The 16,648-nt window shown below is 50.7% G+C and carries 15 protein-coding genes; 12 read left to right on the forward strand and 3 right to left on the reverse strand.

The genetic code is table 11. From position 1 onward, the window contains the following. Positions 1 to 437 precede the first annotated feature (437 nt). The gene (locus QYE47_RS17145) at positions 438 to 713 is read left to right on the forward strand and encodes a DUF3077 domain-containing protein (protein ID WP_014591988.1); all 276 of its coding nucleotides are present in this window, start codon (positions 438 to 440) and stop codon (positions 711 to 713) included. A gap of 195 nt (positions 714 to 908) precedes the next feature. Here the strand turns inward: QYE47_RS17145 and QYE47_RS17150 are convergent, their stop codons facing one another. Continuing rightward, entirely contained in the window at positions 909 to 1,646 is a 738-nt protein-coding gene (locus QYE47_RS17150; protein ID WP_014591989.1) for a hypothetical protein, read from the reverse strand. A 614-nt stretch (positions 1,647 to 2,260) separates the two neighbouring features. Between QYE47_RS17150 and QYE47_RS17155 the strand changes: the two genes are divergently transcribed. The 10 genes from QYE47_RS17155 to kdsB all read left to right on the forward strand — a co-directional run bounded on the left by QYE47_RS17155 (position 2,261) and on the right by kdsB (position 12,893). Beyond that, positions 2,261 to 3,052: an ABC transporter permease gene (locus tag QYE47_RS17155; protein WP_076403582.1), complete on the forward strand. Its 792-nt coding sequence runs from the start codon at positions 2,261 to 2,263 to the stop codon at positions 3,050 to 3,052. A gap of 13 nt (positions 3,053 to 3,065) precedes the next feature. Beyond that, the gene (locus QYE47_RS17160) at positions 3,066 to 3,719 is read left to right on the forward strand and encodes an ABC transporter ATP-binding protein (RefSeq protein ID WP_070384196.1); all 654 of its coding nucleotides are present in this window, start codon (positions 3,066 to 3,068) and stop codon (positions 3,717 to 3,719) included. A gap of 54 nt (positions 3,720 to 3,773) precedes the next feature. After that, positions 3,774 to 4,880, forward strand: a complete 1,107-nt coding sequence (locus tag QYE47_RS17165) for an ABC transporter permease (RefSeq protein ID WP_070384197.1) — start codon at positions 3,774 to 3,776, stop codon at positions 4,878 to 4,880. Then, on the forward strand, positions 4,873 to 5,961 hold the full coding sequence (locus QYE47_RS17170) for a polysaccharide biosynthesis/export family protein (RefSeq protein ID WP_172830936.1): 1,089 nt from the start codon (positions 4,873 to 4,875) through the stop codon (positions 5,959 to 5,961). Before QYE47_RS17165 ends, QYE47_RS17170 begins: the two co-directional genes overlap by 8 nt. 83 nt (positions 5,962 to 6,044) lie before the next feature. Further along, positions 6,045 to 8,183 carry a glycosyltransferase gene (locus QYE47_RS17175; RefSeq protein ID WP_172830937.1) on the forward strand — a complete coding sequence of 713 codons (2,139 nt, stop codon included), beginning with the start codon at positions 6,045 to 6,047 and terminating at the stop codon, positions 8,181 to 8,183. Continuing rightward, complete coding sequence (locus QYE47_RS17180) at positions 8,167 to 9,132, forward strand: hypothetical protein (RefSeq protein WP_070384199.1); 966 nt, start codon at positions 8,167 to 8,169, stop codon at positions 9,130 to 9,132. Before QYE47_RS17175 ends, QYE47_RS17180 begins: the two co-directional genes overlap by 17 nt. Then, on the forward strand, positions 9,119 to 9,799 hold the full coding sequence (locus QYE47_RS17185) for a 6-hydroxymethylpterin diphosphokinase MptE-like protein (protein WP_070384200.1): 681 nt from the start codon (positions 9,119 to 9,121) through the stop codon (positions 9,797 to 9,799). Before QYE47_RS17180 ends, QYE47_RS17185 begins: the two co-directional genes overlap by 14 nt. After that, a complete protein-coding gene (locus QYE47_RS17190) occupies positions 9,796 to 10,719 on the forward strand; it encodes an FkbM family methyltransferase (protein ID WP_070384201.1) in 924 nt (307 codons plus the stop codon). Before QYE47_RS17185 ends, QYE47_RS17190 begins: the two co-directional genes overlap by 4 nt. 15 nt (positions 10,720 to 10,734) lie before the next feature. Next, the gene (kdsA, locus tag QYE47_RS17195) at positions 10,735 to 11,577 is read left to right on the forward strand and encodes a 3-deoxy-8-phosphooctulonate synthase (protein ID WP_070384202.1); all 843 of its coding nucleotides are present in this window, start codon (positions 10,735 to 10,737) and stop codon (positions 11,575 to 11,577) included. 29 nt (positions 11,578 to 11,606) lie between these two features. Then, entirely contained in the window at positions 11,607 to 12,893 is a 1,287-nt protein-coding gene (gene kdsB / locus QYE47_RS17200) for a 3-deoxy-manno-octulosonate cytidylyltransferase (RefSeq protein WP_081343630.1), read from the forward strand. A gap of 69 nt (positions 12,894 to 12,962) precedes the next feature. On the opposite strand, the gene QYE47_RS17205 is transcribed toward kdsB, so the two are convergent. Further along, on the reverse strand, positions 12,963 to 13,712 hold the full coding sequence (locus QYE47_RS17205) for an alpha/beta hydrolase (RefSeq protein WP_070384203.1): 750 nt from the start codon (positions 13,710 to 13,712) through the stop codon (positions 12,963 to 12,965). 258 nt (positions 13,713 to 13,970) lie between these two features. After that, on the reverse strand, positions 13,971 to 14,903 hold the full coding sequence (locus tag QYE47_RS17210) for an SIS domain-containing protein (RefSeq protein ID WP_064492484.1): 933 nt from the start codon (positions 14,901 to 14,903) through the stop codon (positions 13,971 to 13,973). Positions 14,904 to 15,766: 863 nt separating this feature from the next. Here QYE47_RS17210 and QYE47_RS17215 point away from each other — a divergent pair. Beyond that, positions 15,767 to 16,603 (forward strand): phosphotransferase, encoded by an 837-nt coding sequence (locus QYE47_RS17215; RefSeq protein WP_081343631.1) that lies wholly within the window; start codon positions 15,767 to 15,769, stop codon positions 16,601 to 16,603. Positions 16,604 to 16,648: the final 45 nt, after the last annotated feature.

Genomic DNA, 16,648 nt, shown 5'->3' on the forward strand with positions numbered 1-16,648 from the left:
AGCCGCAGCCCCGCTGACCACCCAGTAAAAACTGGCCAGCAGCCCCCCGTCCGCGTGTAAACCCACCCCAACAACGGTCAACAATCACCGCGAAGATATTTGCCTTGGAATGCACATTACTCACGTCAGACTTTCCTGAAACCCCGCCCCACCTCTTCAACTCGGACAACCAAGCGAACTATCCTACGCGCCAGTCAGAAGCAGCTGAATTGCCGGGGAAATGCCTCAGGGATAACGTCACCGGGTCGCCATGTTGGTGACCGGGTGTGAGAACCCGTTGTGCACTGCTGCTCTACTGTTCAATGGCAGCCATTCGCGGGCAAGCTTCGGCTTGGCCGTTTTCAGTGCATCGGTTTCTCACCCCGCGCAATGGCTGCCACCTTTGTCCGTGAGAAAGATCGAGGTGGTGGGTTCTGTCAACGCACTGGAATATCACCATGAAAAACAACAACCAATCTCCCCTCCTCACCGCAGGCATCGAAACCTTCCTCGAAGCCGGCAACCCCACCCTGTACCTGCTGCGCGTCCAACCCGGCGTCCCCGTCGATGACGCCTATGAACACGTCTCCGTCCTGCTGGGCTACTGCAAGCACCTGGTACGCGAAGGCGACATGGAAGACGACCACAAGATGCTGGGCGCTGCGGACTACCTGCTGGCCACCGCAAAAGCCCTGATGAACGACATCGAGATTGCGAAAAACAGGCACCACTGAAGGGAATGACGCGAGACCAGGCGAGGCTATGCCTCGCTTGCAGTCAGAAGAAATGGGCTTCATCAGGCCAGACGTGGCGAGGGCGAACCACTGCAGTGGCCAAGCCCCACACTGTGGGAGCGGGCGCGCCCGCGAACACCGGCACCGCCGGTGCCATCCACCCCATGCCTACAAGATCACAGCCCCACCCGCCGCTCAAATCTCACTGCGCGGATAAACACTGATAAACGCCGAAATGGCAATTGCATCCCCATCATCCACCTTCACCCGCGGGCTCTGCCCCGAGCGTTTGATATCCGAGGCAAAATCAGCCGTCTTGAATGCCTGCTCAAGCTCGTCACCGCCCACCCCGGCATAAACGACCACCTGGGTACCGGTATTGTGCTTTTGCAGGGGCAGCTGCTTGATCTGAACCTGCACGCCCGCCTTGGTCAGCGCAACGGCAATTTCCTTGGCAAAGCGCACAGCTTCCTTGTCATCTTTGTGGATATTCAGCAACACCACCGGTGCCAGCGTCTTAGCCTTCAGCTCGCCCGCCAATGCCTTGAACGCATCATGCGCCTGCGGCGTCAGCGCTCTGGGCTTCAGGCTGGCCTCCAGCTTCAACCGCTCGGCCCTCTCGCGCTCCAGTTCGGCCCTGAGCGCATCGTTCTGCTCAATGAGTTGCTCGATCTCCAGCCTGGCCTGCACGTCCGACTCGTGGACGACAGTAACCGCCTGCGCCCCCCGGGAAACGGGCACTTCGGCTTGCTGGTTTTTTACATCCGAGGTCATATGGGCAATGATCATCGCACTGGCGGCGATCAGCGCAGCGATGACCGCAGTGGCAGAGGCTATGGCATGGATAAGGCTGGCTGCGTCTGCTGAAATATCAGGCATAAACAACTTCTTGAAGTTAGGGATGTTCATCGTTTCACGGTCAGGCAGGCGCATCGGGCGGATGCTCTGGTACGGATACAAGTCAAGCCAAGAAGGCTAGTGAGGTCTGGCAGAGTGCCATAATTTTGCGGATTTTGCTGTAAACACATGGGTTTCGCGGCCACTGTCGCAGGTTTGCTTGCGCTTGAAATTACGCTTCCTGAAGCTACCTCCGCCTTCGGAAGGCACCCCTACCCCTCAATTATCGCTGCAAAAATCTGCGGGTCGGGTGCACTTTTTGGTCGTAAACCTTACAGTCAGCGACTGCCCATCAAAACCCCATGCCTTGGCTGCACAGTGTGAACCCATTCACTTCCAAAACGGTCCGTCCAGCGTAAGCTGTGAAGCAATGTCGGAAACAAAAATCTGTAGGTTCACGACTTCCCAAATCGATATCAATATGCCACCATCAATCTACGCCATTCGTCTCGAATGCGGCTAAAGGATTAGAACTTTCGGTTGCATTTGCAGCGTCTTGCTTGACGCTTACGCCCTCTCGCGCTTACCCTTCCGCCCCTTAGAACAGGGAAGTGTCCGGAAGATCCGTCTGAAATCGCCCCAGGGCGAACCTTTCCTGAAGATGAATTCCGGCGTGCCTAGGCGCGCTGCATTGCTTTGCGGTCGCCATCTTGAAAGCTCGTTCGTCTCTGCAGATCCAGAAATCGGTCATCTTCGCCCTCGTGCTTCGCGAGGCACGGTCTCGTGTTGGCGATAGTCGCCTGGGAGCCTTATGGCTGCTGCTCGAACCAGTATGCCACCTGCTTATCTTCTCCATCCTGTTTGCGATGCTCCGCGCCCGCACTGTCGCTGACGTCGAATACCCTGTATTCGTTTTAGTTGGTATGGCTCCGTTTTTGCTTTACCGAAATACGGCATTGCGCTTGATGGATAGTCTGCGCGAAAACCGTTCGCTATTCGGATACAAACAAATCAAACCGCTCGACACTTATGTGGCGCGAGTGATAGTTGAAACATGCATTAGTGCAACTGTCTACGCCATTTTGGTATTTGGCTTTGCATGGTTCGGCTTTAACATGTCCGTACACAGCCCTCTAGAATGGATAACGACACTCGCCCTAGGGCTTTTCTTCGCGTTTGGCTTGGGCATGTTCTTCGCGATGATCACACATGCACTTCCAAGCATTAAAATAATTATCAGAATGGCATTCTTCCCGCTGTATTTTATCTCAGGCGTGTTAATTCCACCGGCCTACCTACCACCAGCGATGATGCCTGCACTTTTACTAAACCCATTTCTGCACTTGCTGGAGCTTATTCGCGCAGAGGTTCTGCCGAATTATGTTCCGGTTGACGGCGTTTCCGAAGCTTATGTTGTCACAGTCACTGTAGTACTAATGTTCCTGTCGCTTGGCGCCTATCGCGCTCGCAGGATGCACCTCATTTCCACTAAGAACGGTTGAGTACGGGTCAAACGTGTTCGAGCTTAGAAACGTAACCAAGTCTTACCTGACACCCAATGGGCGCAGATACGTATTTCGTAATCTTTCGCTGGCCATTCCACCAGGTAAAAACATTGGTCTAATCGGCCGAAATGGGGCAGGCAAATCAACACTAATGCGCCTACTCGGCGGGGCTGATGTACCAGACTCTGGAAGCATTGTGACCGACCGAAGTATTTCTTGGCCTGTAGGCTTGACTGGCGGATTTCAAGGCAGCATGACCGGCCGTGATAATATAAAGTTTGTGTGTCGCATTTACGGCGCCGAGGGCGAGTCAATGCGTGAAAAAATCCGCTTTGTACAGGAGTTTGCAGAGATTGGCGACTGGATCGACGAGCCAATCAAAACGTACTCATCCGGCATGCGCTCCAGAGTCGCATTCGGGCTCAGCATGGCTTTCGACTTTGACTATTATTTGATCGATGAAGTTATGTCGGTCGGCGACGCACAGTTCAAACGAAAATGCGCTGAAGTATTCGAAGATAGATTAAAGAAATCCAACGTTGTCTTGGTCTCGCACTCGATGCCGGAAATCAAGAAATTATGCGATATCGTACTATTGGTTCGCGGCGGGGGAATCCACGTTTACGACGATGTCGATGAAGGCATCCAAGCCTACAACAGCTGACCAACCCTCTACTTAACTTTGCAACACCGCTACATATCAAGGATGCATCCAACTATGAGCAGTTCGGGCAACAAGAAAGGCTGGGGACTGGCGATCGCCATGGTAGTCCTGCCCATGGTCCTAGCGGCCGTTTATTACAGCGTTTTCGCCGTAGACCGCTATGTGAGCACCGCCCAAGTGGTAGTGCGCCAAGATGGCAACAACCAAGGTGCTCAGGTTCCTGGCTTAGCCACCCTGCTTACCGGCACTAATCCCGCCTCGCGAGAAGAAACCCTATATTTGCGCGAGTACATCACCTCCATGGACATGATGCTACTCCTAGAGCAAAAAGTTCAATGGGTTGAAGCCTACGCAGCCCAGAGAAGCGATATATTCTTTTGGCTTGACAACGATGCTCCTCGCGAGGACCTGCTAAAGTACTACCAACGCCTAGTATCTGCGCACTACGACGAAACAACTGGGTTGCTCCGGGTTGAAGTTCAGGCCTTCACTCCAGAGCTTTCGGAGAAGATGTTGCGCACTATTCTTCAAGCAAGCGAACACTTTGTAAACGAAGTGAGCCACAATATTGCTCGCGAGCAAATGAAGTTCGCGCAAGGCGAACTGGAAACTGCCCGAGTAAATTACACAAAACGAAAAACCCAACTCCTTAACTTCCAGAATGATAACAAGGTTCTCGACGGAGGCAACACCGCCCAAAATCGTGCCACCATTATCGCTGAGTTGGAGAGCCAGTACACTAAAGAGCAAGCAGTGCTCACCGAAATGACCTTCAAGCTTCGCGGCGACGCTCCGCAGGTGCGCCAGCAGAAGCAAAAAGTTGAAGCGATTACCCAGCAGCTTGTTAAAGAGAAGCGTCTACTTGTCTCCTCCCCGCAAGGCTCGCAGTTGAACGTAGTAGCATCGCGCTTTCAACAACTGACGTTAGACGCCGGGATTGCAGAAGAGACATACAAAAGTGCTGTAGCTGCGCTGGACAACGCCCGGATCGAAGCGAGTAAAAAAATTCGGACACTCGTTACTGTGGTGAGCCCAAACACCCCTCAATTGGCACTGTATCCCGAACGCCTGTACAACTTGGCAACCATCCTGCTCGGTCTACTGATGCTATACGGTATTACCCGCTTCATCCTGGCTTCCATCGAGGATCATCGTGATTAAATTTCAGCCTGTGTCCAAGATTTTTAACCTAAAACTGGCGGCACTGGCCTTGGCGACCGTTGGTCTTGCCGGTTGCGGCGGTGCCATATCGGGGGCCGGCCCATACAAAGGTGAAATCGAAAGCAAGAATGAGGCGTACAATCTCGTCGACATTAATGCAAATACGATTGCCCCTTATATGCGCGGTGTTGAGCCTCCTCCTCTGGCAACAGTGAGCAAACCTGTTTCACCAGAAGTACGCCTAATGCCAGGAGACACTCTGAACGTATTGATTGCCGATACGGCTCCGGAGGGATCAGCCCTGTTTGCTCCTCTCGCGAGCGGTGGAACCCAACTAAAATCGCGAATTGACACTCAAGGTATGCTCTCCCTGCCATATGTAGGCCGGCAGTTCGTCGGAGGGATGACGCTCAACCAGGTCGAGGACATGATTCGCCGCCAACTGAAAGGCATAACTACAGATGTCCAGACACATGTAGAACTTGTTGGTGACCTATCTGGCTCTGTATTGGTGGCAGGCGCAGTAAAAAGCCCAGGACGTTTCAGCACCCTGCAGGGTCCGTTGACTTTGCTAGATGCAATCAACCAAGCTGGCGGCCCCGTGATCGAACCGCACTTGGTTAACGTCACTGTGCGTACCGGAAGCCAAGTTCAGCAGTTCAACTACGAAGACGTGCTTGCTGGCAACAACATGGTATTGCGACCAAATTCTGAAGTAGTGCTCGACAGAGCTCGTCAGCGTTTCGTTGCCATGGGGGCTGTCACTGAACCTGGACTGAAGGATTTGCCCAGCCAACATACAAGCTTGCTGGATGCACTGGGAAGTGTTGGTGGTCTGCGAGAAGCCAATGCAAACCCTGAGGGTGTTTTTGTCTTCCGCATGGCAAGCGGTGCAAGCAAGCCAACTGTCTTAAGGTTGAACATGCGCGATCCGGCTGCAATTTTCTATGCCCGCCAGGTTATGATCAAACCGGACGATACGATCTACGTAACCAACGCTGCAGTTTATGAGTGGCAAAAAGTCATTTCGCCTATAGTTCAAACTATGATTCTTGGGCGCACCGTTGGCGTATACCAGTAAAAATTAACTTTACTTCCGGCAGCCCAGCTGCCGGATTGCGAATTTGCTGACCCGCTCTCATGAAGCGATGCATGGACCCTGTGATGAATGGAATCTACATCCTAGTTGACCCGTTCAACCGAAAAGACAGTGGTGTCACCACATACACCCGCTATGCATCCGAGCAACTAGCAATCCTTGGATTGACAGTCAAGGTCATCGAAAAGGGATTAGAAGAGACACTCGAGGATTTTCGCGTTCGCGTGCGCGATGAAGTAGAGCGAACTCCAAACATCCTGTGCGTCGAAGCACCAGAATCCCTCAGTAGCACGCGCTTTATTGCCAATAACATCCCTTTACACATCCGACTTCATTGTTCAAGGAGCTTGGGTGCGGTTGTACAAGGCTTACCGTTTAGCAAAGAAGAAGTCCATTTCGAGAAAATCGAGATTGAACGCTCTCATTTCCTGAGCTCTCCCTCCTGGGCGTCATTTATTGCCAGCAAAGAGTTATTTGGATTCAAGAAAACTCCAAGCGTTTTCCCAAATCCTGCTGCCTCGAATGCAAACCCACAGTTAGCACCAAATAAATATGACGTTACATTCGTCGGACGCTACCAAAAGCTCAAAGGCACTTTAGTTCTGGAGCAGCTTGCCAGCAATCTTCCCGACCTAAAGTTTGCCATCGTATGCCCGCCAATTGATGAGGCTCCAACAGCCAGCAATATGGCTTTTTTAGATGGCACCAGTATGAGCAAGGATGATATTTACGCGCTCTCAAACGTAGTAATTATTCCTAGCCTGTTCGAAACATCTTCAATGGTCGCCATCGAAGCTCTAACACGTGGGTGTCACGTAGTACTTTGGCAACACTTGGGAGTGGTCGAGTACTTCTCCAACTTGGCAGAGCTTATCCCTGTTAAGCCAGGTGACATTCAAAATTTTTCAGACAAAATCTCGAAAACCTACAAATTGCCGAAGAAAATTGAGAACTTTGGCCTTACAGCTCAAATAAACCTAGCATTCAGAAATGGTCTCACGGAGACACTCAAAGGGGGAAAGAAGGTTTCTCTGACCACCAGGCCCGAAAAGCGCGTTGAAAAACATTTAAAAATCCTGGTCAAAAGCCAACTAAAAAATATCATGAAGAAAAAACAGTCCCCCTTTGTAAAAAAAGCAAAGAAGCTATTTTTGCATCCTATCGATTTTTTTCGCGACTCCACAGAAGCGAAGTATATCAGGAGGAAGCTTCAGGAGCGCCGATTGAAGCAATTGACGCACCTAAAGATTGAGTTCAAAGATCACCCAATAATCGCAGAAAAACCTGCGGCTCCCGTTACCGTCATAGTGAAATCCCCTACAGTGAAAGCCATAGTGGACAACGCCCAACCGAAGCAAAAAAAGGCAATTTTGGAAAATTACATCACTTCAATTAGCGATGAAGGTCGTATTGAGTTTAAAGTACGCCCCGCCAAACCCAAGGGATATGGGACAGCTTTTCTTCACCAAAGCGATGTCGACCCCGAGCTGGTTCTATCCATTCTCGATAAGCTGAACACGTATGATGATTTCATGTATGTGAATACGGAGAGGATGCAGCTGGGTGCCTTTGACATCTCAGAAGATCAGTCGCCGCTTTCCATAATCAACAGGATTGACGCAAAAAACAAAGGCAACCTGGCAGAAATCAATTTTTTGATTATGCTAAACGCCCCTGCCAACCTTTGCTACGCCCTGAGATACTCAGGAACTGACCAGAGAATCATTCTGATCAAAACTGAGGAAGATTTGGTAGTTAATCCTGAGGCAGTGGATGTTGTTATCACTCTCTTCCCCGAGGAAGAAGCCACTAGCCTGAGCCGTTTAATCACTCTAGAATCGATTGACGACATCCCTGTAGCCATCCGACGAGCCCTGCAGGAAGGTTTCCCTCGTAAGAAGGACATGCTACTGCCAGTCCTAATGAACGAAGAGGCGAAATTCGATAGATCGGAGTTTTTCAATTTTGATCATCGCTACTACCAAGGCGTAATGAAAATACGCCCGGTTGATCATGCCAGATCAACCAATATGATCGAGATTTATGAAGACCTTGCTAAGTCGACAGTTGGCTTTGCATTACTGGAATCGGTTTATATGAGGTATCGCTCACAATGCGAGGCCGTCGAACAAGGTGGTTCGCCTCTCAACCTCATTAAAGCCTGCTTGAAAGATGGAGTAATGATTGATGTCCAGGAAGTATAAGATAGTCCATATCTCTCAGACTCCGCTGGTGGCTGCCCCCGCGAAAGTCGCGCTCGCCCAGCGTCTGATTGGTCATGACTCCATCGCCATTGCGCTGAACGATTACCCCAACAACGGCCCACTCTTTCAAAAATTTATTGAAGATTACATCGTTGAAACCGAGTTCACCAAGCCGCTGATTGATGCTGCTATTCGCGAAGCGGATATTATTCAAATTCACAATGATCTACCCCCCGCTTGGGCTGAGCGCCTGATTCACGCCAACCAAGCAGCAAAATACTTTTACCAAGTCCACTCTCCCCTGAGAGAAGGGCCGCTTTATGTGCCACGCCAGAATGATATCAATCTACCATTCCTGGCCAATTTTGTAGTGGGACAATTCCAGCCCAGGATCCATAACAATCATATTTTTGTCCCAAACATCATTCACGATGCTCCCATGGCGAGCATCAGGCAAAAAGGTGAGAAGCTTCGAGTTATCTTCAGCCCAACTCACTTAAGGCCTGGCCGCTGGAACAACAAGTATGTGGCAGAGCTTGAAACAGCGATGAACTCGCTCGTTAGCCTCGGCAAGATCGAAGCTGTGGTACCTGACAAACCTGTTTCTCCAAAAGTTTTGATGGCAGTACGAAAGACGTGCCACGTTACTATTGATGAGATTGCCACTGGCGGATTCCACCAGGTATCAATTGAAGGTCTAGCAGCTGGCAACGTCACAATTAACAGGGCGGACTACTTCAGTAAGGCAGTATTTTCGACATTCGCCGACGGCAACAAGCCTCCATTTTTCTATGCCACAGGTGAGTCGATCGCTGACACGCTTCATGAATTAGCGAATGACTGGAAGAAGACCGCTGAACTTCAAGAAGCAAGCCTGGACTACTTCAAGTCCTACTTGACCCCAGAAAAAATGGCTAGGGTGTTCGATAACGCTTATGAAAATTTTTAAATCTATTTCGTCTCTGAAAAATCGCGAGAAAGGCAAACGTGCCTTTATCTTGGCAAATGGCCCTTCTATCCTTTCAGAAGACCTTTCTCTTCTGAAAGGAGAAGTGACCATTGGCATGAATGCCTCCACCATGCTGGAAGAGCAGCATGGTTTCACCACTGACTATTATGTGCTCTCGGACAAGCGCTTCTTGACGCACCCGGAGAAAAGCCATTTCGGCACTACCGACCTCGACCCCAAGACGATTCGAATCCTTCGCGAAGAGCTTCGTGAAGTTGATGATAGAGCACTTCCGAACAAGAGCTACTATGTCCCAGCCCTCCAGCGGGACGGTTTTTCAAGAGATATTCGCGCCGGCTATTTCTTTGGCTGCACGACGACGATGCTTGCCATTCAGTTCGCGTACTATCTCGGCATCAAAGATATTTACCTACTCGGCTGCGACCTCAAGTACTCGGCTGAGTCGCCCCGTTTTTACAAAGAAAGCAACCCGCAACTGGAAGATAGCTTCACCAGTATTCAGATCTGGAATATTGCAAACGCTAATACCATCATGAACAAAGAAGGAAAACGCATAGTCAACTGCAGCAAAGCGTCTTTCCTGCGCCCCTATCTAGATTACGAGGAATTCTCTTCACTGTTCGGGAAACGGGTGGTAGCCGCATGAAGTTCATGGAGAATAAGAACGAAGCTGCGCTGGCGCTAAGAAGGCTATACCAACTTAAAGCCAACACAAGAATTGACCAAGCTCAATTTGAATCTTTAATGGAGAAAACTTCATACTTTGGATTCGTCGACATTGAGATTGATGACATCTTATTCTCCATGTTCAGCAACAATGATGACTTCGTTGCTCGCACTTATTTCTGGCATGGAAAAAATGCGTACGAATCTACAAGCCTTAGGCTTTGGACTACGCTCGCCAAGTTGTCGTCACATGTCATCGACATTGGATCCTACACCGGCGTCTACTCCCTAGCTGCAGCGAAAAGCAACCCTAAGTCTAAAGTCTTTGCTATAGAGGCTTTAGACCGGGTTTACTCCCGCCTGCTAGCCAATAAGCGTGCCAATGGAGCATCCAACCTCAAGTGCTTCAACATAGCCATTACGGATGGCAGTCCAGAAGTAGAGCTATTTATTTACTCTGGTGAAGACATTCTCGTTTCTGGTTCGACTACAGTTTCAGAAGTAACTGATCGCTCACCGGTGGAAAGCCGTATTGTCCGGGCCACCAGCCTTGATAAATTTGTGCAGGATCAAAACATCCCCAGAATCGAGCTCCTGAAAATTGATGCGGAGGGTGCTGAGCACCTCATCCTTAGCAGCGCGCAGAACATTATCGGAGCATCTAAGCCTGATATTATATGCGAGCTACTACCCACATCTCTAACTGAAACGATTCATGCCTCACTAAAGCCACATGGCTACAGATATTATAGAATATCGGAGTCATCTCTAATCCTGACTGAAACTCAGACTCCTCCAGCGTCGATTGAGCCACCAGACTTCAACATTCTGATGACTACCATGAGCGCATCGGAATTAGAGCAGGCACTTCCATTTTTGACCTTCGAACACCTAGATTAACGGGCGACTCTAAACATGATCCAAATTTCTCAACATATCAAATGCTCTAACGACAGCCCATTTGTCCTCTTCGGAGGCATCAACGTATTGGAGTCTGAAGACCTCGCCCTGACTGCTTGCGCTGAATATGTACGTGTCACAGAAAAGCTTGGCATTCCATATGTTTTCAAAGCCAGCTTTGACAAGGCTAACCGGTCCTCTATCCACTCCTATCGCGGGCCAGGCATGGAAGAAGGCCTGCGAATTTTTGAGAAGGTAAAATCTGAGTTCGGCGTACCTATCATTACTGACGTTCACGAGATTTATCAAGCTGCTCCTGTTGCAGAAGTTGTAGACATCCTTCAGCTCCCAGCGTTCTTGGCTCGCCAGACTGACTTAGTCCTTGCTTTGGCCAAGACAGGGAAGCCGGTGAACATCAAGAAACCTCAGTTCTTGAGCCCGTCACAGATGCAGAACATCGTGCATAAGTTCAAAGAAGCAGGTAACGATCAGTTAATTCTTTGCGATCGTGGCTCGTGCATGGGCTACGACAACTTGGTAGTCGACATGCTTGGGTTCGGTGTGATGAAGCGCACCTGTGACAATCTGCCAATCATTTTTGACGTCACCCATGCACTCCAAAACCGCGACCCATCCGGTGCCGCATCGGGTGGTCGCCGCGATCAAGTAGTAGACCTTGCACGCGCGGGTATGGGCGTCGGTCTTGCGGGACTTTTCCTTGAGGCACATCCCAACCCAGACCAAGCCAAATGTGACGGACCAAGCGCCCTGCCGCTAGATAAGCTGGAACCATTCCTCATGCAGATTAAAGCACTTGATGATCTGGTTAAATCATTCCCACCGCTGCAAATCTCGTAAGCAGATCTTAGGTAGCAAGGATTGTGAATATGCCAGGCTCTGAACAACGGATCGCGATCGTTATTCCAGCCCGATTCGGCTCAACACGCTTGCCAGGTAAACCGCTGGCCGATATTGCAGGAAAGCCAATGGTGCAGCACGTTTACGAGCGTGCTCTTCAGGTTTCTAACGCAAATGATGTAGTCATCGCTACCGACGATGAACGTGTCGCAGAAGCGGTACGCGCATTCGGCGGAAAATACGTTATGACTTCACCGGATCACCCTTCTGGTACCGATCGACTAGCAGAAGTTATGCGTGAGGTTGATGCAGACATCTACATTAATCTCCAGGGGGATGAACCGCTAGTACGTCCGGCTGATATTGAGTCGCTAGCCGCAGGCATGCTTGCCGACGCTGGAGTGAGCATTGGAACGCTTTGTCACCCGATCGACGAACAGGAGGCTAAAAACCCCAACACCGTGAAGGTTGTGCTTGCCACTAACGGTAATGCATTGTATTTCAGTCGCTCGCCAATCCCTTACCCACGAGACAAAGAAGCGACTTCTTATCTGAAGCACGTTGGTGTCTATGCGTATAGGCGTGATGTAGTTGCGCAATACTCTACACTACCCCAACCAATGATGGAGCATGCTGAGAAGCTAGAGCAACTTCGTCTAATGGCTGCTGGATATTGCATTCGAGCCTATATAGTCGAGCCGACAGGACCTGGCGTAGATACGCCAGAGTGCTTGGAACACGTCAGAGCTCTCATCACCGGCCAACAACCGACACCCAAACCGACTCTCAAAGATATCCGTTTAGTCATCACTGACGTTGATGGCGTTCTGACTGATGGTGGCATCTACTATGATGCTACAGGAGAGTGCATTAAACGCTTCCATGTGCGTGACGGACTGGGAATGCGCATGCTAGAAGAGAACGGTGTACGAGTTGCAGTACTGTCGGGTCGTGACTCAGCGACCTTACGTAAACGCGTGTCTGACTTAGGTATCAGTCTGTGCCAATTTGGGGTTAAAGATAAGCACAGTGCCTGCATGCAATTGATGGATGAAGCAGGTGTAACATCTGCGCAAACAGCTTGCATTGGTGATGACAGTATTGACCTACCAGCCTTCTCAGCTTGCGGCATTTCTTTCGCTGTGGCGGATGCCCCTATTTACGTGAAAGCAGCAGCGACTCAAACGCTGCTGGCCAGCGGCGGAACAGGAGCATTCCGTGAGGTGGCCGACGCCATTCTATGCGCCCAAGATAAAGAATGTGTTCTTAGCACAGCATTAGGATATGCCAAAGTAATGAGCGCTATGGCTCAGTAATAAGGCCGCATGAGGGAGAGTAATTCAACTTTCCCCATGCTTTCAAAGGAAGCCAATACCAGAGTTGGCCTAGCTTACCCTACGCCCTTTCGCCCAGAAATCAATAATATCGAATAGCCGATATTTATTAATAGTGGTCTCGCTATGCCCACCGCCGGTGAACTCCCGACTGTAGCAAATCTTTAAATCTGTAAGCGACCCAATGAGCTTGTTAACAGCCGCCACATCTGCGGGATAATCACCATGCTCAATATGTATCTTTGGCTTTACGTCAAAACGATAAACAAAGTCATTTAAATCAACCCAAGTATCTCCAATCGCCCGAATTTGCCTCTCCCAGTTTTGCATGGAGTGGCGACGGGTACTTGCATAATCGATCTGGGGGTTTATGGAGACCACACCTGCAACACCAAGCGTAAACCCAAAATAAAGCGCAGCATATCCGCCCATTGAGGAGCCGACCATATATACATCAGACGCCTTAAGGCCGCGCGACTCTAGCTGCTCATTAATAAACTTAATATGCCTAATATACATAGAGGACGTACTATCCCCCAGGTAATAATGCTGCGAGTCGTCCTTGAAAATCATGTATAGATCTTCGCAGCCTTCAGCATGACGCTCAAAAAACCATGACCAACGCTCATACTTACCGGGATTCATGCTCGAAAACGAAATTACTGCTCGTTTGGGATTAGCCCCAGACATCACCAAAGCTTCAACACCATTCCGCTGAATTTCATATTTCGAAATATCAACTTTGGATAATTCCGCCTGCTTTATATTCGTATTATTTGGCGACTCAACGGCGTTCATCATGTCTCATCTCTATACAGATCAACTTAAAACAGCATTATTGAAAGCGGATCTCAGCATCCTTAATGCAACCACCACTTCACTCCACTCGAATATAGATCATTATTCGAGGGCGGAAAAGTAGGGAGTGAGAAATGAGCGTGGAGGAATGCCGACAAAGCCAGCATTTGCGGAGGTAAGGGGGGAGGAGAAATGCCAAGGCAGCGCACCGGAGCACACGCTGCCAAGACACACAAAACCGCCTACAAGGTCTAAGACCGATCAGTCAAAAATCTCAACAACCCCCACAACAGCGCCTTCAGCGTCAGTTACAGCCAACGCCCGAATCTTGTTGTCCAGCATGTAGGCCTCAGCCTCAGAAAGCTGAGAATCTTCGCGAATAGTGTGTGGGCTAGCGGTCATGAACTGCTCGACCGAGGCTTGAGTAACGCTCTCGTCTTCCAACAGCGCCCGACGCAGGTCGCCGTCCGTAACGATACCGACCAGCTTGTCGTTATCCATCACCACCGTCATGCCCAAGCGGCTACGGGTCATGACCAGCAAGCAATCATGGAAGCTGGTAGACGGTGAAACAACAGGTGCCGGCGAGTGCATGACGTCACAAACACGGGTCAGCAGCTTGCGACCCAGGCTGCCACCGGGGTGATAGCGAGCGAAGTCCATTGGCTTGAACTGGATAGCCTCAATCAGCGCCACTGCCAGTGCATCACCCATGGCCATAGTCGCCAGCGTCGAAGTGGTGGGGGCCAGATTGTTCGGGCAGACTTCACGCTCGACCGAAATGTCGAGCCAGATGTCTGCATGCTTGGCCAGCGTAGATTTGCCGTTCCCAGTCATGGCGATGATCTTGTTACCGAAAGACTTCAAGCTAGGAATCAGCTTGATCAGCTCTTCGGTTTCGCCGCTGTAGCTGATCAGGATCAGCACATCGATTGGCTTGAGCATGCCCAGGTCGCCGTGGAAGGCTTCGGCCGGGTGCAGGAAAAAGCTGGGGGTGCCAGTCGATGCGAAGGTGGCGACCATCTTCTGGCCGATCAGGCCAGATTTACCCATGCCGCACACCACGGTACGCCCCTGGCAACCAAGGATGAGTTCAACGGCGCTCTGGAACTCGCCATCCAGGCGGTCGGCCAACTGAGTCACGGCTTGAGCTTGAGCGATAAGGGCTTCTTTGGCGATGCTGAGGTGATTCATTTTCGTCCCTGACGACAGCGAATGTATACGAAGGCGCGAATGTTAAGGTTTTTACAGCTGGAAGCATAGTGCGGAAGCCCCAGTCTCAGGGCAATCTGACTGGCGGCGACGCTAGTAGAACAGAGAACTAAGCGCCGGATTTGCGCCAGTGATGGCATTGAGATATCAAATTTAATCTACTTCTTCACACCCCATCCTCAGCAGGCTTTTACACCCAGCAGCCAGTTAACTAACTTCGTAGAAGTGCCTGATACAAGGTGCCACCACGGCCTGATTGCGCGTGAGCGCCCTAACAATTCAACTCGTTCCGACGCAAATCATTAAGTGATTAGACGTGGAAATCGCAGCTTTCGGACCATCAATGAAGGCTTGTTGTCTATGCAGTCACTAGGGCTGTTCGGGGCGCCACCAGATAAATACTGGTGGCGCTACTCCCGCGTAACGACACCAAAAAAGCGGGATGCATCGCTTGCATTTGCACAAAGCCCGACGCCAGCGGCACCCCTTGAACCACAAGGCGTTCAGCCCTTTTTCCCCTTCCAAATCAATATCCTGTTGTAACTTTTCGTTGTACACAGGCCGCTCATACAGCAGCATACCCCCCTTTCTCAGCTTCAAATTGGACGTATGACAGTGGCAACATGGATGTTATGAATCCTCCTACACGCCGGCACGTAGCCAGCAAAACACACTACCGCTGGCAAAGCGCCTCTCTCGAAAGTCATCTTCACGCTCTAGTCCCCCAATGGGAAGGAAAGACGCTGGAGATTACGACCGAGGTGCTAGGCGGTAATGCTTCGTTCGTGAACTACGTACGCCACCATCGGCTACAGGACCCTTGTACCGGTCAACCTGTAGAGGTCGTGGAAAAATCGATTCGTAAAATAGCGTTCATCGGCAGCCAGGAGGCGCGCTTTCATCGCGCAGATGGCATGCTGACCGGCAGCATACATTTTCACTACCCCGCCTGCCTGGGGGTTATTGAAACACCATGGGAAAGCTTGATCTTCACCGAGTTCGTACGCGGCAAGCCCCCACGAATGCACAAGATCGGCAAACCGCTGGCGCTTGGCATTGCAGAACTGGAGACGTTAAGCCATGACTATCTGCAAGCGCAGCCACTTGTAAAGGCACCTCTGCTTTGGAGCATGGATTTCTTCAGGCCATGGTTCCAACTTCGCCCACGCTTCAATTTCTCCCGGTGTTTGCCTGGATTGGTGAAGCTTGGGCTCGAAGACGAAAGGTTTGCTGGCCTTGCCGAGCGCTTCAAGGCATTTGTGCCGTTGACCCGAAAAATGGCAGCCAAAGCACGGCGCAGCAAGCGCTGCATCAGCCACATGGATTACCTGCAAAAAAATCTCTTCGTCGACAAAAGCCAATTGCACCTGATCGACTGGAGCGAGGTAAAGGTTGGGCGAATAGGCTTTGACGGCGGGGCCTACCTGGGCAGCCTGTTCCGGCGCAAGGACATGAAGGTATTCCTGGCAGCACAGACCGAGTTCATCGAAGCGTACCGAGCAGCCCTGCCGGAGCGCTTCGATGTGGAACAGGCGCTAGGGAACTTGCGCTACGTGTTTCTCCTCACAGCGCTGTTCCATTGCTTGCGCCCAGAAACGGTCGCTGAGTACAAGGAGCGCGACCGGATGGCGTTGCTGCTGGAGAAATACCACTATTTGCTGGGGATGCTGGATCAGGAGTAAATGAGCTTTTGTACCCACAGGGGAAAAAGCTTCGCGGGTAAACCC

It is taken from the genome of Pseudomonas sp. 2,4-D (genome assembly GCF_030418155.1).
GTDB classification, from domain to species: domain Bacteria; phylum Pseudomonadota; class Gammaproteobacteria; order Pseudomonadales; family Pseudomonadaceae; genus Aquipseudomonas; species Aquipseudomonas alloputida.